This window comes from Paenibacillus sp. FSL W7-1287 (assembly GCF_038004245.1).
Taxonomy (GTDB): Bacteria; Bacillota; Bacilli; order Paenibacillales; family Paenibacillaceae; genus Pristimantibacillus; species Pristimantibacillus camelliae.
Window position 1 is genome coordinate 1,206,027 of sequence record NZ_JBBORD010000001.1, and the last position, 21,735, is coordinate 1,227,761.

17 protein-coding genes and 1 riboswitch are annotated in these 21,735 nt (G+C 43.8%); of the genes, 14 read left to right on the forward strand and 3 right to left on the reverse strand.

Annotated features, from left to right (window positions below; all coding sequences use genetic code 11):
* Positions 1 to 16: 16 nt before the first annotated feature.
* A complete protein-coding gene (locus NSQ99_RS05540; RefSeq protein ID WP_340835633.1) occupies positions 17 to 1,783 on the reverse strand; it encodes a cache domain-containing sensor histidine kinase in 1,767 nt (588 codons plus the stop codon).
* 222 nt (positions 1,784 to 2,005) lie between these two features.
* On the opposite strand from NSQ99_RS05540, the gene NSQ99_RS05545 reads away from it, so the two are divergent.
* The 4 genes from NSQ99_RS05545 to ltrA all read left to right on the forward strand — a co-directional run bounded on the left by NSQ99_RS05545 (position 2,006) and on the right by ltrA (position 7,179).
* Positions 2,006 to 3,328: an ABC transporter substrate-binding protein gene (locus tag NSQ99_RS05545; protein WP_340835634.1), complete on the forward strand. Its 1,323-nt coding sequence runs from the start codon at positions 2,006 to 2,008 to the stop codon at positions 3,326 to 3,328.
* Between the two features lie 110 nt (positions 3,329 to 3,438).
* The gene (locus tag NSQ99_RS05550; protein ID WP_340835635.1) at positions 3,439 to 4,311 is read left to right on the forward strand and encodes a carbohydrate ABC transporter permease; all 873 of its coding nucleotides are present in this window, start codon (positions 3,439 to 3,441) and stop codon (positions 4,309 to 4,311) included.
* Positions 4,311 to 5,135, forward strand: coding sequence for a carbohydrate ABC transporter permease (locus NSQ99_RS05555; protein WP_340835636.1), 825 nt, complete (start codon positions 4,311 to 4,313; stop codon positions 5,133 to 5,135). Before NSQ99_RS05550 ends, NSQ99_RS05555 begins: the two co-directional genes overlap by 1 nt.
* 718 nt (positions 5,136 to 5,853) lie before the next feature.
* Positions 5,854 to 7,179, forward strand: coding sequence for a group II intron reverse transcriptase/maturase (gene ltrA / locus NSQ99_RS05560; protein ID WP_251670020.1), 1,326 nt, complete (start codon positions 5,854 to 5,856; stop codon positions 7,177 to 7,179).
* A 105-nt stretch (positions 7,180 to 7,284) separates the two neighbouring features.
* Here ltrA and NSQ99_RS05565 read toward each other — a convergent pair whose 3' ends face one another.
* Positions 7,285 to 8,028: a MerR family transcriptional regulator gene (locus NSQ99_RS05565; RefSeq protein ID WP_251667701.1), complete on the reverse strand. Its 744-nt coding sequence runs from the start codon at positions 8,026 to 8,028 to the stop codon at positions 7,285 to 7,287.
* Positions 8,029 to 8,338: 310 nt separating this feature from the next.
* On the opposite strand from NSQ99_RS05565, the gene NSQ99_RS05570 reads away from it, so the two are divergent.
* The 5 genes from NSQ99_RS05570 (at position 8,339) to NSQ99_RS05590 (ending at position 13,779) form a co-directional block, all read left to right on the forward strand.
* Positions 8,339 to 9,022 carry a response regulator transcription factor gene (locus NSQ99_RS05570; RefSeq protein WP_251667702.1) on the forward strand — a complete coding sequence of 228 codons (684 nt, stop codon included), beginning with the start codon at positions 8,339 to 8,341 and terminating at the stop codon, positions 9,020 to 9,022.
* 3 nt (positions 9,023 to 9,025) lie between these two features.
* Entirely contained in the window at positions 9,026 to 10,021 is a 996-nt protein-coding gene (locus NSQ99_RS05575) for a sensor histidine kinase (RefSeq protein WP_340835638.1), read from the forward strand.
* A 171-nt stretch (positions 10,022 to 10,192) separates the two neighbouring features.
* Entirely contained in the window at positions 10,193 to 10,876 is a 684-nt protein-coding gene (locus NSQ99_RS05580; RefSeq protein WP_251668044.1) for an ABC transporter ATP-binding protein, read from the forward strand.
* The gene (locus NSQ99_RS05585) at positions 10,873 to 13,521 is read left to right on the forward strand and encodes an ABC transporter permease (protein WP_340835640.1); all 2,649 of its coding nucleotides are present in this window, start codon (positions 10,873 to 10,875) and stop codon (positions 13,519 to 13,521) included. The genes NSQ99_RS05580 and NSQ99_RS05585 overlap by 4 nt, the downstream gene beginning before the upstream one ends.
* 33 nt (positions 13,522 to 13,554) lie before the next feature.
* Positions 13,555 to 13,779: a hypothetical protein gene (locus NSQ99_RS05590; protein WP_251667705.1), complete on the forward strand. Its 225-nt coding sequence runs from the start codon at positions 13,555 to 13,557 to the stop codon at positions 13,777 to 13,779.
* A gap of 111 nt (positions 13,780 to 13,890) precedes the next feature.
* On the opposite strand, the gene NSQ99_RS05595 is transcribed toward NSQ99_RS05590, so the two are convergent.
* Entirely contained in the window at positions 13,891 to 14,193 is a 303-nt protein-coding gene (locus tag NSQ99_RS05595) for a hypothetical protein (RefSeq protein ID WP_251667706.1), read from the reverse strand.
* Between the two features lie 123 nt (positions 14,194 to 14,316).
* On the opposite strand from NSQ99_RS05595, the gene pepV reads away from it, so the two are divergent.
* The 5 genes from pepV to NSQ99_RS05620 all read left to right on the forward strand — a co-directional run bounded on the left by pepV (position 14,317) and on the right by NSQ99_RS05620 (position 21,638).
* Positions 14,317 to 15,744 (forward strand): dipeptidase PepV, encoded by a 1,428-nt coding sequence (gene pepV, locus NSQ99_RS05600; protein WP_340835643.1) that lies wholly within the window; start codon positions 14,317 to 14,319, stop codon positions 15,742 to 15,744.
* Between the two features lie 265 nt (positions 15,745 to 16,009).
* Complete coding sequence (locus NSQ99_RS05605; RefSeq protein WP_340835645.1) at positions 16,010 to 16,486, forward strand: MarR family winged helix-turn-helix transcriptional regulator; 477 nt, start codon at positions 16,010 to 16,012, stop codon at positions 16,484 to 16,486.
* Positions 16,487 to 16,566: 80 nt separating this feature from the next.
* Positions 16,567 to 17,808, forward strand: a complete 1,242-nt coding sequence (locus NSQ99_RS05610; RefSeq protein WP_340835647.1) for an MFS transporter — start codon at positions 16,567 to 16,569, stop codon at positions 17,806 to 17,808.
* A gap of 102 nt (positions 17,809 to 17,910) precedes the next feature.
* Positions 17,911 to 19,629 carry a 23S rRNA (uracil(1939)-C(5))-methyltransferase RlmD gene (rlmD, locus tag NSQ99_RS05615; RefSeq protein ID WP_340835649.1) on the forward strand — a complete coding sequence of 573 codons (1,719 nt, stop codon included), beginning with the start codon at positions 17,911 to 17,913 and terminating at the stop codon, positions 19,627 to 19,629.
* Positions 19,630 to 19,850: 221 nt separating this feature from the next.
* A riboswitch (Lysine riboswitch) is annotated at positions 19,851 to 20,030 on the forward strand.
* A 156-nt stretch (positions 20,031 to 20,186) separates the two neighbouring features.
* Positions 20,187 to 21,638, forward strand: coding sequence for an amino acid permease (locus NSQ99_RS05620; RefSeq protein WP_251667713.1), 1,452 nt, complete (start codon positions 20,187 to 20,189; stop codon positions 21,636 to 21,638).
* Positions 21,639 to 21,735: the final 97 nt, after the last annotated feature.

The window sequence follows — 21,735 nt, forward strand, 5'->3', positions numbered from 1 at the left end:
CACACTCCTTTAATCCTTAATAAAAATCATCCGTTAAGGAAGCGATAATAAGCACAGTAACCCCTTTTTCATGACCAGGATGATTGAAAATATTAAAAAATAGCCGGTTTCGATACATTAACTGAAGGCGATGGACGGTATTGACGATCCCCATATTTCCCCATTGTTGATCTGGTTGCAGACCAATGTCAGATGTATTGCCGCGATGAATATTATCCATAATGCTTTGAATTTTTTCTGGAGCAATGCCACTTCCATTGTCGCTAATTTCGATTGCCCACAGCCCGTTAAACAGCTTGTACTCGATACGAATTCGCCATGGAGGATCAGCCTTCGAGAAGGCATGCTCAATACAGTTTTCAACAAAGGGCTGAATCGTCAATCTTGGAATTTGGATGCTATCAGCACTTTCATCTGCAATGATTTCCCACTCTAGATCATCCTCATAATGCGCATGAACTAAGGAAAGATAGTGTCGTGTATATTGAAGTTCCTCTGTCAGACTAACATGATGGGTTGCATTACTTACAATATAACGAAGATTTTCAGACAAGTGCTTACACATCTCGGTAACGGCCTTATAATTCTGTTCCTGTGCGGCGATGCTAATCAAATAAAGGACGTTATGAATGAAGTGTGGCGCTATCTGTGCCTGCAGGGCGGAATTGCGCGCTTTAGCTTCTTCATGCACGGCCGCTTTTTCTCGCTCGATCGACTGCTGCAGTCGTAATAATAAATCCTGAAACGCTTCATGTAGAGATATGAGTTCATTATTATGCGTATGATGATTCACTTGAACATTCAGGTTATTATACTGAATGCGTGAAATTTGATTGCGAAGCTTTCGTATCGGAAGCAGCAAGTTTTTCGTTGAAAAATAGATGTACACAAATAACACCAGCAGCAAACCACTAATAATAAGGATAGAAAGCCTGATTACTGAATTTACAGGTCCAAGTACCGAATCACGCGGTGTTACGACGAAGGTGCTCCAGCCTGTCATCTCGGACTGAACATAGGTGATGTAATCTCCTGCTTTATTCACATACATGCCATTTCGCTCGCTTTGTTGCTGCAATTGCTGAGAGAGCTGGCTATCATCGTATTCTTCACTTGGCATGCCAGCTATAAGCTGGTAATGCTCATCAAATATTAACGCAAATCCGTCTGCCACGTTTCCCGTTGGACTATTCAGCCTTGCTTGATCGAGCTGAATCGTTAAATAGCCGTAAACGCTTCCGTTTTGATCGACGATTGCTCGGTTAAACGTGACGATGCCATTGTTCTCACGATGTAGAACATAACTAGTCTCATGTACCATCCTCGAATCAAGACGCTCTTTTAGCTCAGAATTAAGTGAATCAGGTGTATCATTGAAGCCTAGAAAGGCGGCGATTCTCGATCCCTGTACATCATAAATGATCATATCGCGAATATTCATCGTAGGTCCGATCGCTTGAAACATCGAATCCTTTAAGATCCGACTATGGCGCAAGCCTTCCTCTGTCGTGGTCGAGATATGGCCTGCTGCTAGTATATTAAACACTTGCTTATTTGATAGAATACGTTGAGAAAGCTGGTTCTGAGCAATCATATAGTCATCGATCTGATTATTAATGCTGACAGCAAGCATGCGTTTTTCATCTTCCATATCGTCCTTCAGCGGTATAATGACGATCCAGTTTATATAAACCAAGAAGAAACAAAGAACGATGACAAGCAATACGATGTACCGTAGGAAAAATTTAGTTTGCATACTTGTTCGTTTATACCAGCTGTTCATGTCACGGACCCTTCTTTCTATAAGAAGTACATTATTAACCTACTTTATCATTAGTATAATAAATTGAACAAGGGTAAGGCTCACCGTACAGAACTTCGTACAGGCCTTAGTTCAGAATTTTACACATGAACAGTAAATAGCAAACATGTACCACCCAAATCATGAACTTTATAATAAATGTAAGCGGTAACATACAAAGATACAACTAAGGGGGAATTTGTAATGAAACCAAAAATGAGAACGATTGCGTTAAGCGTAATTGCTAGTACGATGGCACTTTCGCTTGCAGCCTGCGGTTCAGATAATAAGGGCGAAACAGCAGGTGATAGCAGCAATAAAAACAATAGCGGCGGCAAATCAAATGTAACACTTGAGCTGGCAATCTCAAAAAGCTCTCAGGATTCACCGTTTATCGCTGATTGGTTGCTTAAGGAATTTGAGACTGAGACAGGTATTAAAATTAATTTGCAGCTGATTCCGGCAGAGCAATCTACAACGGTGCTACAGACTAAGCTAGCAGTTAATGAAGTGCCTGATCTGATCCAATACAACTTAGCAAGTGCTGTAACCGATCTAAACCTAGAGCGCAACTTTGAAATACTAGATAATGAGCCGTGGGTGGATCGTATTCTTAACGCTGATGTTTTGTCGGCGTATGGAAATATTTATAGCTTTCATGTGAGCCAAGATACAGGCATGCAGGGGGTTGTATATAACAAGGATATTTTCGAGGAGCTTAACCTTGAGATTCCAACGAACTATGAGGAGTTTCTAGCTGTTAGTGAAGCGATTAAGGCAAGTGGTATTACTCCAGTGTTTATGCCTTATAAAGACGCTTGGGCAGCTAACATATGGCCAGCAGCAGCTTTTGCTGACTACGCAGCAAAAAATGATCCAACCTTGTTTGATGATATTAATGCAAACAAGAAAAATTGGACAGATATTCCGGAATTAGAAGGCATTCTGGATCAGCAATATCAGATCTTTAAGCTTGGCTACACGAATGCAGATGTACTAAGCGACAGCTATGATATGGCAGTAGGTAAGTTCTTGAATAAGGAAGTAGCGATGATGTTTATGGGGGATTGGCTCATTCAGAACATCGAGAGTCAAGATCCAGAGATGAACCTTGGATTATTCGCGATTCCTTACGGTGAGGATCCTACGATTGGGGCAAGCCCGCTTGGCGGTCAATTGTTTATTCCGAAAAACTCTAAGCATATTGCCGAAGCGAAGCAATACCTTGCGTTTATTGCATCGCCTGAAATCGCTCAAAAAATCGTTGATGAGGAGCGTTATGTTTCTAATTTAAGCGATGTAACGACACCTGAGCAACCAGCATACAAGCAAGAAATCATTGATAACTATATTACACCTAAAAAAGTAACGTTAACGATGGATGCACATACCGTGGTGGATCAGAACGAATGGTACCGTAACCTGCAGGATCATTTCACTGGATCAATCACTCCGAAGGAAGTATTAGAAAATTGGGATGTAAAGTTTAAGGATCTCATGAAGGCAAAAGGTGTAGAAGGCTTCTAAGCTCGCTTGTGTAGACCTGATTGGCCGCCGATGTTATCGGCGGCTGATTGCTATAAAGAGTGCTCAAAAAAGTCTCGACTTATTGAGCAAGCTCTAAAAGGAGTGACATCATGCATAAATCGAAGAGTATGTATCCATATTATCTGGTTTGGCCTGCATTAATCATTTACTTTATATTTTTTGCATTTCCAGCACTCATTGGTTTTTATTATTCGTTCACAGATTGGCGACTGGATCGCGACACCATTCAATTTGTAGGCTGGGATAATTTTAAGGCTATTTTTTCTGATAAGGTGTTAATCTTAGCACTAAAAAACACACTGATTTTCGCAGTCGTTACTGTAATCGGCAAAAATATATTCGGACTTTTGCTGGCTATAGGTTTAAATATGAAGCTAAAAACACGCAATGTGCTGCGTGCTGTTTATTTTTCTCCTTCTATATTAAGTATTCTAGTTATTAGCATAATTTTTACACCAATTCTCCGGACAGAGGGAATGATTAACTCATTGCTGGGGAAGCTGGGACTTGAGTCATTAGCACAGGCTTGGCTAACTAATCCTTCCATCGTAGTCTGGACGATCGCTGCCGTATCGATCTGGCAAAGTGTAGGCTTTCAGATGGCTATCTATCTAGCCGGATTACAGTCTATTTCCAAGGAATATTATGAAGCTGCAAAAATTGATGGTGCAAGCGCGTGGAGAAGCTTTACGAATATTACGCTCCCGCTGTTGTTACCGGCGATCAATATTAACATTATGCTTACTTTAATTGGAGGCTTAAAAGTATTCTCAGAGGTGTATGTATTAACTGGCGGGGGACCTGGTAACGCGTCTCAGGTTGTCGGTACAATTATTTTGCGTGCCTTTGGTGAAGGAAACTGGGGACTTGGTACAGCTGTGAATACGCTGTTGTTCATTGGTGTATCTGTCATCGCCGTACCACTGATTATGTTCATGAGACGTAAGGAGGTTGCAGAATAATGAGGGTACGACAAAGAGTTCAAACGATCATTGTTGAATTGATGCTGATCCTGCTATCATTGACAATCATTGTTCCGCTGCTGCTTATGATATTAGGTTCATTCATGAACAATATCGAAGTGATGCAATTCAAAATTCAGCTGCCTGAGAAGTGGCTGTTCGAAAATTATGTGACGGTATTCAAGGAAGGCGGGTTGGCAAGAGCATTTGTAAACGGTGTTGTTATTACTGTTATATCGTGTAGCGTAAATATCGTCACATCATCGGCAGCAGCCTTTATTCTCGCACGACGTGAAACGAAGCTTTCAAGCTTCCTGTATCTTTTCTTTTTTATGGGATTGATTGCTCCGATGTCTACGATTACGACCATTCGAGTAGTACAATGGCTGGGCTTTTACGGCTCCATCTCTAGTGTTGTTTTCATCTATGCGGCATTGAATATGGCGTTTAGTATTTTCCTTTATAGTGGATTCGTCAAATCACTTAACAAATCGTTAGATGAGGCAGCCTTTATCGAGGGAGCCAATGCGCTGCAGGTGTTTCTGAAAATTATTACGCCGCTTTTGTTGCCCGTTAATGCAACAGTAGCGATTATGGTCTTCATGGGAGTGTGGAATGATATTTCGATTCCGCTTTATTTCTTACCAGATAGCTCGAACTGGACGATGCCGCTATCTGTATATAACTTTTATGGGATGTATAGCCGAGATTGGAATCTTATCTTCGCTGTCTTAGTGCTGACCTCATTACCGGTCATTATTCTATACGTATTTGCACAGAAATTTATCGTTAGCGGAATGACTGCAGGGGCTATGAAGGGCTAGTAGTTTGTTAACGAAAAGCGATAAAGGAAAGGCTCGACCAGAGCTAGCTAGGTTATAGCATGCCTCTGGTCGAGCCTTTTGTGCGCTTGGCAGCGCAATCGACTAACGAGTGAAAGTCTCCAGCACACCGCAGGTGGCGGAAGTGCATAGCTGACGCATAGTGCGTAGTTCGCGAGAATGCGTGCGGAGGATGCGAAGGCAAAACCCGGAATAGGCGGTTTAACCATGTTGGCTGACGGAGTCGGATAACTCTGCAAAAGAAGAGGAAGTCCTGTACCACCATAGACTCCGTAAGTTAAGAGGACTGGATTCGGGGGAAAGTCGGTTGACGTGACCCAAGGAGATCTCATCATTTCCATATCAAGTGGTAACCATTGCTCGAGATCGTGAGGATCAAGACAATGTTAAGAGTGGTGAGAAGTCAGACGTAGGGATAGTAGTTACAAAGTTTGCCGGAAAGACCGCAAAGGCAAATGAATTGGCGCGATGTCGTCAATACAAGCTTCGACTCAAAAGGCGAAGACTTGTGTGAAGCCCGAAACCGTGGAAGAAGAGAGATGGAGAGAAGCCATGTGCCAGACAGAAGCCGGGGAGCTAGGATGTGCGTAGATCCGGGGAATGAACATAAGGAGAAGCCGTCTGGGGCGAGTACTATTTTGGAAATGAAGATTGCCGTAAGGCTACAAATCATGGAACGAAATCGGGAAGGAAAACGAACATGGAAGAACAAGGAACAACCAATCACTCTCGTGAAGGAGTAAATCAAAAGGAACGCAAATGGTACAGCCTCATCGACAAGATATGGGCGAAGCCAAACCTAGAGGAAGCCTTTAAAGAGGTCAAGCGAAACCGAGGTTCAGCAGGGATTGATCGAATGACCATCCAGGCATTCGAATCGCAGTTGGAACACCATCTAGAAGTGGTTCAGCAGACACTAAAGAACAAGACGTATCACCCAAAACCCGTACGTCGTGTCTACATCCCCAAAGCAGACGGAACGTCAAGGCCGCTGGGCATTCCTACCGTGGGAGACCGAGTGGTTCAAGCCGCAACGAGGCGCATATTGGAACCGATTTATGAATCAAAGTTTATGGATTGTAGCTATGGGTTTCGACCGGGAAGAAGTGCACACATGGCATTGAAGAAGATCCGTCAAGATCTAAACGATGGATATCGATATGTGATTGATGCAGACTTGAAGTCTTATTTCGACACCATTCCGCATGAGAAGCTCATCCGCATGGTGAAAGAAACCGTAGTCGATGGAAGTGTGTTAACTTTGTTGGAGAAATTCCTGAAGGCAGGTATCCTAGACGGTGGAAGCTTTCACCTAAATGAGCAGGGCACACCACAAGGGGGAGTCATCAGCCCTCTGCTAGCCAATATCTATCTACATCCGTTAGATCTGGCGATGACGGAACGCGGGCATCGACTGACACGCTATGCAGATGACTTTGTGATTTGTTGTCGTACGCAAAAAGGAGCAGAGCGGATTCTAAAATCGGTAACGAAGCTGCTAGAGAGAGAAATGGGACTTATCATTCATCCAGAAAAGACGAAAATCGTCAATAGCAAGAGGGAATCTTTCGAGTTTCTTGGGCATGAATTCAAACCAGGGAAATGGATGGTACCGTCAGATAAAGCGATGACAAAATTCAAGAAACGTGTGAAGGAAATCACAAGACGAAACCAAACGGTGGATGTGCAGCAATTGGTGAAGAAAAAATTGAATCCCTATCTCCGTGGGTGGGGCAACTATTTCGGAATGGCAGATGTACAGATGAGATTTCGGGATCTGGACAAATGGATAAGAAGAAGGCTTCGTTCTGTCCAGTTGCGAAGCTGGAGAAAGGTGCGGAAACTTCACCGAGAGATGCGTAGAAGAGGATGGAAAAGCCGTGACCTACCTGGGCTACGTATGACAGCATGGCGCAGTTCTCATTCCACTTATGCTCAATATGCGATGCCAAATCAATGGTTTGAAGAAATCGGTCTTTGCAGTCTATCTATGATTTACAAAGAACTTCATCCCCAGAGGGGATAGTCACTGGAGGAGCCGGATGCGATGACCCGCATGTCCGGATCTGTGAGAGGCCTATGCGCATGCGCATAGGCCTACTCGATTGAGCTTATATATACACGAGGAATGTTACTTTTGCAGCTGCAATTGTCCCCAGTGGCCCATCGCCTCGCACATATATTGCGCAAGACCTTTGCCGTAGTGATCGATATTTTTAGTAAAGCGCTCATCCTGCACGTACATTTGGCCTAAGCCGATGAAAGCTTCGTAGCTGTAGTTGCCCATCTTATTAAGCAGCTCAAACCAGCGCTTCGTGAGTGCCATCGTTTCCTCACTATCAACAGGCGTACCGATACGCTCAGCAAGTCCATAATAAATGTTATTCCACTCACGTTCTAGCTCTGCTTTCTCTGAATCTGAAAGCTTGCCTACACGTTTGTTGCTTTCATCAACAGCTTTATCACCCCATCTTTCACGTGCTTCCTGCTCGTACGGATTGTTATCCCACTGTAATCCTTCAAATTTATCTTTTGCGCTCATTTCAAATTCTCCTTTAACATGTGATATCGTTCGATCAATCGTTGCGATCATCTTCTCCAGCTGCTCTCGTTTCGCGATTAGCGAGCGCCGCTGAAGCTGAAGAGCCTCGAAGGTGTTGAAGCTCGGATTGTGAATGATGCGATGAATTTCCTTGAGGCTAAAGCCAAGCTCCTTGAAAAATAAAATATGCTGCAAGGTTTGTAGATTGTGCTCAGAGTATTGCCTGTATCCAGCTTCAGTCACATGATCTGGTATAAGCAAACCAATCTCGTCATAATGATGAAGGGTGCGCACACTTACTTTGGCGAGCTGAGCGACTTCTTTTACATTCATAATTCCACCTCCGATAGCTAAAGCATAAAGGATAACGTTACGTGAGGGTCAATAGCAAATTTGACATTATATTTTTTGAGAAATGACAGTAAGTTGGTTGCAGCTTGCTGATTATGATAAGCTTATGTACGTCATATAAGAAATAGCTTGGCTAACAATCTCCTCTACAATCATTCGTAGCTATAGCATAGATGGAAGTGCAGAAGCAAAATTAGTCGATTATGTGGCAACTATGGATAAATTTGTCATATCGTTGTATACTTATTTTATTCAATACTCTATGTAATTTATCATCAAAGGAGCAAAAAATATGAAGGTGCTCATTGTTGAAGATGATCGAACGATTGCAGCTGGTCTTGAATACTCACTGCAGCAAGAACAATACCAGGTAACGATCGCGCATCATATGAAGGAAGCTGAAGTGATCATACGTGAGCACTATACTGAATTTAGTCTATATATTTTTGATCTTAATTTGCCGGATGGCACTGGATACGAGCTGTGCAAGCTTGTCAAATCATTACATGAGGCCCCGGTTATTTTTCTGTCCGCTGTAGACGAGGAAGTCAACATTGTCATGGGCCTTGATATGGGAGCCGATGATTATATTACGAAGCCGTTTCGCGTGCGTGAGCTGCTATCCCGAATGAAATCGGTGCTGCGCCGATATCAGCGATCACCAGCAAGCCGATCAACGATTACGATTGGGGACCTACATATTCATACAGTAGAAGCAAAGGTATATAAGGGTAATCAGGAGATTATTCTTACTGCTCTTGAATATCGTTTACTGCTAATTTTCGCAAATCATCCCGGACAAGTATTGTCGCGTAGTCAGCTGCTGGAGCGGATCTGGGACGTAGCTGGAGACTTCGTCAATGATAACACGTTAACGGTGTATATCAAGCGTCTTCGCGAGAAATTAGAGGATGACCCTGCTCAGCCTAAGTTTATTCTGACGGTAAGAGGCTTAGGCTACAAGATGGGGGAATAGCATATGCTTCGTAATTATGAGTTTCGTCGATACTTGTGGCTGCAGCTGCTCATCTCAGCAGTCGCACTAGTCGTAGCAGCATTATGGCTAGGCTGGGCAGCTGCCGGGTTAGTGCTTACAGCTCTTATTATTACCTATATTAATTTTTATCTATTTACACGCTGGAGATACCGTGAGCTGGAGGAGCTTTCTCGCTACTTGCGGCAAATCGCTAGCGGCGAATACAGCTTCGTTATTCGTGATAATCGCGAGGGCGAATTAAGCATACTGAAGAATGAAATTTTTAAGGTTACGGTACGTCTTTCTGAGCAAAGCGAATATTTGCTTCGAGACAAGGAGCGTATGAGCGAAGCGATCTCAGACATCTCACATCAATTGAAAACACCATTGACGTCGATGGGCGTTATGCTTGATCTGCTTAAGCAGCCGAATCTGCCACATGATAAGCAGAAAGAATTTCTAAAGTATATGCAGCAGCAGCTCGAGCGTCTAGAGTGGCTCATTACATCACTCTTAAAGCTATCGAAGCTGGAAGCGGGAACCGTCCTTTTTCAGTCAGAGCGGGTAAAGCTAGCTGAGCTTGTGCAGAGGGCATTGTCGCCGATAGAGATCCCGATTGAGATTAAGAACATTCATATTGTACTTGAAGGTGATACCGACCTGACGCTTGACGTAGATAAAAAGTGGACGATTGAAGCGATCCTTAATGTCGTAAAAAATGCAGTGGAGCATACCCCCCATGGAGGGACCATTACGCTCACGCTGTCACGCAATGAGCTCTATACCGCATTAATTGTAGCGGATACGGGATCAGGAATAGCGAAGGAGGATATCCCGCATCTATTCAAACGTTTTTATCGTGGAAAGCAAGCCAGTGAGTCCAGTGTAGGCATTGGACTTGCGATGTCGTATCACATTCTACAGGCTCAAAAAGGTGTGATCGAGGTTCATAATGGATTGCAGCTTGGAGCAGTCTTTACCTTGAAGTGGTATCATTAGTGACAAAATTGTCACTTTGGAGTCACTGGGAAGTCATATGCCATCACTATACTGTGCGTTAAGAGGAAGTTCAAAAAAACCAACTTTGATTACAGCTTCTTGGTACTGAAAGCTGGGATTTTTGAACAGTATTTTGAACAGTTATTAAGGAAAAGTGATGGAGGACGTATGATGGATATATTGAAGGTAGAGAACCTGTCGAAGATTTATGGTAAAGGTGAAAACCAAGTGCACGCATTGAAGGATATTTCCTTTAGTGTGAAGAAGGGCGAATTTGTAGCGATCATTGGACCGTCTGGTTCAGGTAAGTCCACACTGCTGCATCTACTTGGTGGAGTCGATACACCAAGCACTGGTAAGGTACTAGTCGATCAGACAGATATGTATGCGCTAGGAGAGACGCAGTTGGCTGTGTTTCGTCGCAGACAAATTGGACTGATCTATCAATTTTACAATTTGATTCCGGTATTAACGGTTGAAGAAAATATAACGCTGCCCCTTCTGCTTGATGGTCATAAAGTAAACAAGCAGGAGCTGCATGATCTTGTAAGCACATTGAATCTTGAGCAGCGACTGAATCATTTACCTAATCAGCTGTCTGGCGGACAACAGCAGCGTGTTTCGATTGGACGCGCGCTCATTAATCATCCGGCAATTATATTAGCGGATGAGCCGACGGGCAATCTCGATAGTAAGAACAGCAAAGATATTATGGATATGCTCGTCATGTTCAACAAAAGATTCAATCAAACGCTTATCGTCATTACGCATGATGAGCGTATTGCTTTGCAGGCTGATCGCATCATTACGATCGAGGATGGCAAGCTAGCCAAGGTCGAGGTGATCAGACCGTGAATATCATTAACAAATTAACGCTGCGTCATATGAAGGAAAACAAGCGTCGCACCCTTGTTACGATTCTTGGAGTCATTATTTCTGTAGCGATGATTACTGCGGTTACAACCATTGGATTGTCGTTTATCGATGTACTAAAGCGTGAGTCGATTGCTAGTAACGGAAATTGGCATATCCAATATAATGAGGTGCCTGTCAGTAAGCTGCCCGTGCTGGAGGATAGCTTATATGCGGATGAGCTCATCCTGGAACATGAAGAAGGGTATGCTCTGTTATCTGAGCAAGGTCTTGAAGGTAAAGACAATAAGCCGTATATTCATGTATTAGCCTATAATGAAGCAGCTTTAAATAGGCTTCCACTGCAGCTGCTTGAGGGACGCTTGCCAGTAAGTCCTAATGAAATTGTAGTGCCGGAGCATTTTTTGAAGCATTTTAATAAGGATTCACACATCATCGGTGAGACGATGACGATGACATTAGGTGAGCGCTACAATCCAGACCTGGTTGAGGAAGATTATGTTGATCGATTAGACCAGAACTATTCCATTCTGTTTGATGATGAGCGACATACGAAAGAGACCGTTATTGGAGAGCGTGAAGCAGAGTTTACGGTGGTCGGCATCATAGAACGATTAGGGGATGAGTACGGCATCTCCCCGGGTTATAGCTTCCTGACTGGATTAGATCCATCGAAGCTTCCGAAGGATGCAACGGTTACAGCAAAACTGTATACAGCTAAGCCAGACCAAGAGATCTTTAAGGAAGGCGAACGCTTGAAACATGCATTGTCGATTGATGAGTATTACATTAATACGACGCTGCTGCGCTATTCCTTTGTTAGCTCACATGATGGCTTTGTAACAACGGTATTTTCTCTATTGTCCATCGTTATGGGCGTCATCATGATTGGCTCCATCTCACTTATCTATAATGCGTTCGGTATATCGGTCGCGGATCGTTCACGTTATCTCGGCATGCTAGCAAGTGTAGGTGCAACGAAACGGCAAAAACGAAATTCTGTATTTTTCGAAGGGATGATTATTAGTGTCATCAGTATTCCGCTTGGGATATTAGGTGGGCTAGCAGGAATTGCGATAACATTTGCTGTCGTTAATCCTACGTTTCGTGGAGTGCTTGGGCTCGATGTTTCGTTCGAAGTGAAGATGAATATATGGACGCTGCTGCTGACAATTGGTATTAGCTTGATTACGGTGCTGTTATCCGTATGGTGGCCAGCGAAGCGTGCAGCCAAGGTGTCAGCGATTGATGCGATTCGTCAGACTCAGGACGTAAAGCTTTCTAGTAAGCAAGTGAAAACATCCAAGCTTGTACGTAAGCTATTTGGCATTGAAGCAGAAATCGCTTTGAAAAACATTAAACGCAACAAGCGCAGATATCAGATTACGGTGTTCTCGCTCGTTATTAGTATTATCTTGTTTATGACGGTTTCTTATCTGACAGAATCGATGAAGCAAGCATTATTCAGTACGAATAGCGGTGTGAACTATGATTTGCAAGTTAATTATGGTGTGAAAGATGACCCGAATCTTGAACTGCTGCTCGAGTTTGATGGAATAACTGATTATAGCATCATTCAATCTACGCAGAGCAGTGCGCGCGTGCCATATCAGTATGTGCCGGCAACGAACGTTAGCGCAATTATGGGGCAAGAGGAAGATATTCAAGATGATCTATATTATGATGTATTCATTCAAGCGCTAGATGATGAGGAGCTTAAGGAGGTTGCTGAATACGCAGGAGTAGATGCTTCATTGCTCTTCGACATATCTCATCCGCAAGCGATTCTGTATAACGAGATTAGTTACTATCACGAGAGAGAAAAGCGATACGTTGCTGGAAAAGTGTTGAGCCAAGTGACTGACATTATGGTTCAGCTTACGAACTGGACCTACGAGACTTCTACAGACGAGAGTGGAGAAACGATCTATATGTCGCACGAGGTTGAAGGTGAAGCCATCGAACTTGTTGGCGGAACAGATTTTGCTCCGATGGGGATTGTACGAACGACTCACGGTCCGAATGGTATGACGCTATATGTGAGTCAGGCCGTTATGGATAAGCTTAACAGCAATATCGAGCCTCGTGTTCAATACAACGTATATATTAAAAGTGACAACCCACTAGCTTTAGAGGAGCAAATTCGAGAGTCACAGCATTTTGATAATTACTATATTAGCAATGTATTCAAGCATAAGCAGGAAGAAGAGGCGACGATGTTTATACTGTCGGTCTTCTCATACGGGTTCATTGTGCTGATCACGTTGATTTCCGTTGCGAATATATTGAATACGATCTCGACAAGCATTCAGCTCCGCAGGAGAGAGTTTGCGATGCTGCGCTCGATCGGCATGACGGAGAAGGGCTTCTACCGAATGATTAATTATGAAAGCATACTGTATGGAGTAAAGGCACTGCTGTATGGTCTTCCAATCAGCTTCGGGATTATGGTGCTTATCTATTGGTCCATACTGAAAACCTCATATTATCCGTTCCAATTGCCATGGGTCCATCTCGGGATATTGTTCGTCGTATTATTTATGATTGTTGGACTTTCTATGATGTACTCTGGCTCTAAGGTGAAGAAGGGGAGCATCGTTGATGCAATTAAGCAAGAAAATATGTAGCTCAATGAGCGTTCGATGAAGGGGGAATGCAGCTTGGCAACTGCTCGATGCAAGGAAAGGTTAGTACAATATGAGCTTATCGTGTATCAGATGGCGATGCTGCTGCATCAACGCGATTCGATTGCGATTGAGATTACGAAGCAGGTGCTTTGTCAGATATGGCGCGACTATGACTTCTTCGATCTCGAGCCTAGCAAGCAGCGAAGTCGATTAATCTGGTTAGTCAGTCAAGCTACACCTGCTCCTGTAATGGCGTAGTCTAACGACTTGTCATCATGGTACAAATGATATAAGCAATGAAGGGTACAGGCACGATAGGAGAATTCAATCTCCTAGCGGTGCTTGTACCCTTTTTGATTGAGCCTTGCTTTACAGACATGCCTTTCGCCAATTGATTTTATCAAATAATCCGCTTTGCTTAGATAGATGAGTCCAGCATTGCTGCTTAAATTCAGGATGTATGTATTCAGGAGTCAGGTACTTCCAAGACGATCCAAGCAATCCGAGCGCCTCAGGGAAGCTGTGGACGACGCTCTCTCCAATCGTTGAGGTCGAGGAAGTGGATGAAGTCGACGAACAGCAAAATTCCCATTCCTGCTGTTGTTTTCTCGCAAATAAGGTCATTTTTCCTGCTGCACCTTTAACGACTAAAATCGTTTGCCAATGCTCCATATTGAAATTCCTCCTTATTACGTGCATCACATAGCTCTAATATACATCATTTACCAGCAGGTACGCATCATTTTCTTATAAATATGGTACGATAAGAAAGATATTTGATAAGAATGAGGGCTGATGATGAAGGAAAAACAACAGATCGAGCAGTATTTTGCAGAGCATAAGGATGCATTTATAGAGCATATTCGCCGTTTAGTTCGTATTCACAGTGTAAAGGGAGAGGCGCAAGCAGGAATGCCGTTTGGCGAAGGACCTGCAGAAGCATTGAAGGAGACTTTAATCATTGCGGAAGAGCTCGGCCTGCTAACCAATAATATTGACAATTATGTCGGTACGATCAGTATCAATGAAGAGGATACAAAGCTAGGCATTCTCGGACATGTTGATGTTGTTGGCGAAGGTAAGAACTGGAGCTACGACCCTTACGAAGGAACGATTGTAGATGGGAAGATGTACGGACGCGGAACAAGTGATGACAAGGGGCCTGTCATCGCAGCAATGTATGCACTGGCTGCGGTTAAGGATCTCGGATTCCCGCTTGCTTATAATACGAAGCTGATCGTCGGGACCGATGAGGAGTCCGGTATGGAGGATCTTGATTATTATTTAACGAAGGAAAAAACACCGCCATATCTGTTTACGCCTGATGCAGAATTTCCAGTCATCAATATAGAAAAGGGTGCAATTCGTACATCGTTTGATGCAAGCTTTGCTAAGACAGATAAGCTGCCACGCGTGCTTTCTGTTAGTGGTGGCTATAAAGTAAACGTTGTGCCGCCTGAGGCAATCGCTGAGATTGAAGGTATGCTGCTCCCCGATATAAGTGAAATTGCACTTCGAGTGACCGAAAAAACTGGCGTGAACTTTGAATTGCAGGATCTAGGCAAGGAGAGAGTTCATATTAAGGCAGTCGGAGTCGGCGGTCATGCTTCGACCCCGGAGACAGCAATTAATGCTATTACAGGCTTGCTAACGCTTATTAGCAAGCTGCCGTTAAGTGAAGAGGAAGGACATCGCATGCTGCGTGGTGTAGCAGATATTTTCCCGCATCAGGATTATTACGGGAAAGCAGCGGGACTTGCGATGGAGGATAAAGAATCTGGTAAGCTGACGATGAACTTCTCGATTTTTGAATATAGCAGCGATGGACAGCTTAAGGGGATGTTCGACAGCCGAGTACCGCTATGTGCGACCGAGGCGAATACATTCGATGTATTGGAGCCGAAGCTTGCTGACTATGGGATTCGACTGGAGCGAGGCGGGTTCGAGAAGCCACATCATACACCAGCGGATTCACCGTTTGTCCGAACGCTGCTCCATGTCTATGAGCAGTATACTGGTCTAAAGGGTGATTGCATCGCCATTGGCGGAGGAACGTACGTTCATGATATTGAAGGTGGTGTGGCGTTCGGACCAACGATGCCAGGCATTGATACACGGATGCATAGCAACGATGAGTTTATTATTATCGATGATATGCTAAAAGCAGCCCAGATCTATGCACAGGTGATCGTAGAGCTGTGTGGAGCAGATAAGCAGCAATAATAGGCTCATATGACGAAAGCAAGGCTGCTCATCTACACGATAGATCAAGACAAATGTGATGTAAGAAAAGGTGGAGCTATAGCCAAGCTCCACCTTTTTTGTATGGTTTGCTGCTATGGCGTTACATGTTTACTCTTTACTCTTAACTGTTTACTCTTAACTGTTTACGCTATAGCTGTTTACGATACTACTGTTTGCATTACTTTTTAGAAATGTTACTTTTATTGCTACGTTGCGAAGTTTATCTTAAAGGTATATAATTGTCATGACAACTAACTTGGAAAGCGGTGAAACGATGAGCGATGGTCAAATGTTAATGTCTACAGGATTTTTGCTTGGTGTTACCCATCGAAGAGTTGTAGCCTTGCTTCAACATCGATTAAAGGAATATGATATAACACCTGAGCAGTGGTCGGTATTGTTTCATATTGTGAGCGAGGAAGGTATGATTCAGAAGCACATTGCGGAGCAAACGTTCAAGGACAAGCCTACGGTCACTCGTATATTACATCAGCTTGAAGGTAAAGGATTCATCGTTAGAGAAGCCGATCCATCTGACCGCCGCTCTTATCGCATCTTCAGTACGGAGCATGGACGGAAAATTATAGCTGAGACGCATTCAATCGAGCAGAGCATTGATGAAGAGATGAAGCGCTGCTTAGGTGAAGAGGGGCATGATCAGCTTAACTATATTTTATTAAAGGTTAACGATCATTTTAGAGCGAAAAGATCTGATGATTAGAGAATCAGCTGCTTTAGCTGAGATACTAGGCATTCTTTAACAAAAGTCATACAAACATACAACAGGAGTGAACGAACAACATGAATGGAGAAACACAAGAAATGGCTCAGCAGAAGCCAGCCTTATGGACGAAGCAGTTTGTTACTTTAACACTTGCTTCGTTCCTTTTATTTTTGAACCTGCAAATGCTATTATCTACCTTTTCTATGCATATAAAAGGGAACCTATCTGGTGAAGATATACATGTAAGCTTGGCAACAAGCATGTTTGCTGTTACGGCTATCATCGCACGTCTAATGACTGGAAGATGGATAAAGCGATGGTCCAAGGATCAAGTATTGACGGTCGGTTTATTGATAGCAGCTGCTTCCACTGCGCTGGCCTCTCTGCCTAGCACGATAATGCCGTTACTGCTTATTCGGGCTTTATATGGCATTGGCTTTGGTATAGGAAGCACGGTTATTCCAACACTCGTATCGCAAATTATTCCGCCAAAACGGATGGGGGAAGGAATCGGCTATTTCGGATTGTCGACGAGCTTAGCGATGTCCATTGGGCCTGCTACAGGAATGCTCGTCATGAAGGAATTTGGCTTTACAACACTGGCAACGCTTGGTGCAGGTGCAGTTATCTGCATGTTTCCGATGCTGTATATATCAGGTACTTATCTTCGGTCACGAAAAAACAAAGGAACACAGCAAATGCCTGAAGCTCTGGCTAAAGTCGAAGAAGAAACCGCAAACCAGCAGGAGCAAAGCTCCAAACGATCAATCTGGCGTTTTTCTAATTACTTTCCTGCGATGCTTAACGCCTTGCTTTCTATTACGTATAGCGGCCTATTGAGCTTTATCGCTGTCTATGGGGAAGAGCTGCGATTACCACAGGTTGGCTTATTCTTTCTATTTAATGCGTTAACCATTCTTCTCGTTAGACCTATAGCCGGCAAAATTTTCGATCGCAGAGGACCTATTCTCGTTCTTATTCCATCCGCTATATTTGTTACGGCCAGTATGCTGGTACTATCGTATACGACAAACATGGGAATGTTAATTGTATCTGCACTGCTATATGGAATAGGCTTTGGATCGATCCAGCCAACTCTGCAAGCATGGATGCTGCGCTCAGCAAGCAAGGAAGAGTATGGAGATGTGAATGGAATGTTCTACAACTCAACAGATGTCGGTGTTTCAATCGGTGCTATACTGCTTGGCGTAATTGTTACCTTCACTTCCTATGACATGATGTATCGTCTATCGTCGATCTTTATGATTATTTTTCTGCTCGCTATCGTCTGGTATGTATGGAAGCGTAAGAAAAGCTAAACGCTTTGGATTGCTCATCCGTTTGTAGGCTCTGAGGACAGAATAAGCTATAATCAATATTATGACGTTTTATTATAGAGTACGGATGAAAGAGGAATCGAGATGAAACAGCAATCAGGCCCAACGAATAAGAAGCCGCGAAGTGTTAACCGTGATGAGCATCGTCGTGACAACCATACTAGCGCGAATACACATAGAGGTGATCGTCCTTCTCATGCAAGCTCGCAGAGCAGTGAGAATCGTATGAAGTCACGCAGCATCGGGAACGGTAGTGGCAGTCACAAAAATCGTAAGAGCGAGGATAAAGGTAGAAGATACGAGGGGCAGATGGATGCTGAGCATAAGCGCCCCATGAACGATGAGAAGCGCAGCAGTCTAGGCAAGCAGGATCGAAACTCGAACCGTAAGCCGGGAGCATCCAGCCATTATAAGAACAAGCAGCATGTGAGCAAAGCATCAGCAGAAGATGTATTAGTAGGTGACCGTATCGTCGTTACGATTAAGCGAATCGGCATTAATGGAGAAGGTGTCGGCTACTATAAGCGAAAAGCAGTCTTTATCGATGGTGCAATAACGGATGAAGTCGTAAAGGCAGAAGTTACGAAGGTCGAACGCTCCTATTTACAGGCAAAGCTGACGGGCATTGAGAAGGCATCGCCATCTCGTCAGGAGCCGCCATGTCCAGTGTATGAGCAATGCGGCGGCTGTCAGCTGCAGCATATGACGTATGAGACACAGCTTCGCGCAAAGGAAGAGATTGTACGCGAGGCATTTCAACGATATACAGGAATAACCGAGCTGCCGCTTCGTCCAATATACGGGATGGAGGATCCTTGGCATTACCGCAACAAGGCGCAGCTGCAGCTAGGCTGGCAAAGAGGCGAGCTTGTAGCGGGACTGTATGCACAAGGGACACATAAGCTGTTTGATATTAGTGAATGTACTGTACAGGAGCAGTCTATTAACGACGTATATAAATCAATCAAGCATATAATTAAGGAGCTTAATATTCCACCCTATGAAGAACGTACACGCGAGGGTGTAATCAAAACAATCGTTGTACGTGTAGCTAAAGCGAGTGGAAAGCTTCAGGTTACCTTTGTTACGGCGACTGACCGTATTCCTGACCAGCGTAGACTGGTAGATCGAATGCGTTCAGAGCTGCCACAAGTGATCTCGATTGCGCACAATGTTCATAAAGAGCGAAGCTCGATTATTTTTGGACCGAAGACAACGATTCTGTGGGGAGAGGAACGACTACCAGAGAAGCTTGGTACGATTCAATTTGCCCTGTCTCCACGCGCATTCTTCCAGCTGAATCCAGAGCAAACGATTAAGCTGTATGGGGCAGTGAAGGAAGCAGCAGAGCTTAGTGGCAATGAGCTTGTGATCGACGCTTATTGCGGAACGGGTACGATTAGCCTATGGCTAGCTTCAGAGGCACGCGAGGTGCGCGGTATCGAGGTAATTGCTGAGGCAGTGCAGGATGCAAGAGCGAATGCACAGTATAGCGGCATCGACAATGCGCTGTTCTATGAGGGGCAAGCGGAACGCCTCCTGCCGGAGTGGGTAGCGCAAGGTATTAAGCCTGAGGTCATCGTTGTCGACCCACCACGGACAGGCCTTGATGCTGAGCTCATTCAAGCTGTGCTTAAAGCAAAGCCTGAGCGCTTTGTTTATGTGTCGTGCAATCCGTCCACGCTTGCGAAGGACTGCAAGGAGCTGCTCGCTGGCGGCTACGAGCTTAAATGGGCACAGCCCGTTGATATGTTCCCACAAACCTCACACGTTGAATGTGTTGTGCTGCTAATTAAGAAATAATCTAACCGAGCCACATTTACCTATATCAAAAAGCCCAATCCTTTGTGAGAGGGCTTTTGATATGCAATACGGATAGGGAGGGATTTGTCTATAATTCCCCTTATATAAGCGAGATTAAAGCCAATAGCGTCAATATACTTTATATACCATTGTTTACCTTCTTACTGTTCGCTATAATGTTGTTGTAAAAATAAATTGAATACAGCCCTCATCATATCAAACGGTGAGGTAGAGGTCGCGGTTTTTAGAAGTAAGCCAGTGGAGACGCAGAGAACGTCATTGAAGCTTGTTGAAAGGAACTACCGCCGAAGTTTGATTGCTGCTCTGGGCAATTGGGCTGGGACTGTTGCCGGAAGGCGCAGAACTGTCACAAATCTGATTTGTGATGAGCTATCTTCAAAGAAGATAAGATGGGAATGATATAAAACGTTCACCTCTGTGATCGTTTTTTTTATTTTTGACCGTAAGAAATGTATGTTCTGAAGGAAGTGTAAAAGTTTCTTCTTGGTTTCACACTCCAGAACAATGGGTCGACATCATGATTAAGGAGTGTTTTAATGTCATCAAACCATTCAACTGAGCCAAAGCAGCTGAGACGTGGGCTCAAGGCTCGTCATCTCACCATGATTGCACTTGGAGGCTCCATTGGCACAGGCTTGTTTCTTGCTAGTGGCAGTGCAATAGCAGAAGCTGGTCCGGGGGGAGCTCTCCTCGCTTATTTAACGGTAGGTATTATGGTATATTTTCTAATGACGAGTTTGGGAGAGCTTGCAACCTATATGCCAGAAGCAGGATCTTTTAACACGTATGCGAGCCGTTTCGTTGATCCTTCTTTGGGATTTGCCTTAGGTTGGAATTTCTGGTTTAACTGGGCGATTACAATAGCTTCGGAGCTTGCAGCAGCAACGCTTATTATTAAATATTGGTTTCCTGATAGTCCTTCTTATCTATGGAGCTTACTGTTCCTTGCCATTATTTTTGGTTTGAATTTACTGTCCGTTAAAGGATATGGTGAATCGGAATATTGGTTTGCATTGATCAAGATTGCTGTTGTCATCATCTTCTTGGCTGTTGGGGTGCTGATGATATTTGGAATAATGGGCGGCTCGAAGCCAGCTGGCTTCAGTAATTTCACACTAGACGGTGGACCGTTCCATGGTGGTTTCCTAGCCTTTCTTGGTATCTTTATGGCAGCCGGTTATTCTTTCCAAGGGACTGAGCTTGTCGGCGTTGCAGCGGGTGAAAGTGAGAACCCGAGGGAGAATGTACCGAAAGCAATAAAACAAATATTTTGGCGTATTCTCATTTTTTATATTTTCACCATATTCGTGATAGGTATGATCATTCCATATACCAATCCGAGCTTGATGCAAACTGGCATTGAAAATATTGCAGTTAGTCCGTTTACCCTTGTCTTTGAAAAGGCAGGATTCGCATTTGCAGCTGCAATTATGAATACTGTCATATTGACTTCGGTGCTGTCTGCTGGAAACTCGGGGATGTATGCATCTACACGTGTACTGTGGGAGCTTGCCAAAGAAGGAAAGGCCCCTAAGTTTCTGAAGAAATTAAATAAACGCGGTATTCCTATTAATGCGCTGCTAGTTACTACTTCAATCGGCATGCTTGCGTTTTTAGCCTCCTTCTTCGGTGATGGGGTAGTGTATTTGTGGTTGCTAAATGCTTCAGGTATGTGCGGATTTATTACTTGGCTTGGCATCTCAATTAGTCATTATCGCTTCCGTAGGGCATATGTTGCACAAGGCCGGGATATAAATGACTTTCCTTATAAAGCCAGATGGTTCCCGTTTGGTCCACTATTTGCCTTTGCATTATGTATGGTCGTTATTATAGGCCAAAATTTTAAAGCATTTACTGGAGAAACGATCGATTGGTATGGCGTGCTTGTTTCCTATATCGGAATTCCGTTATTCCTGGCTATATGGCTAGGCTATAAATTTGTGTACAAGACCAAAGTCATTCCACTTCAAGAATGTAAATTTGACTAGAACGAAGTGGAGACATGCGATGATTAAAGCCAAAGCGGTTTAACGCTTTGGCTTTTCTTATACCTCTCAGCTGGATTGCCGAGCAAGTGAATTGGTT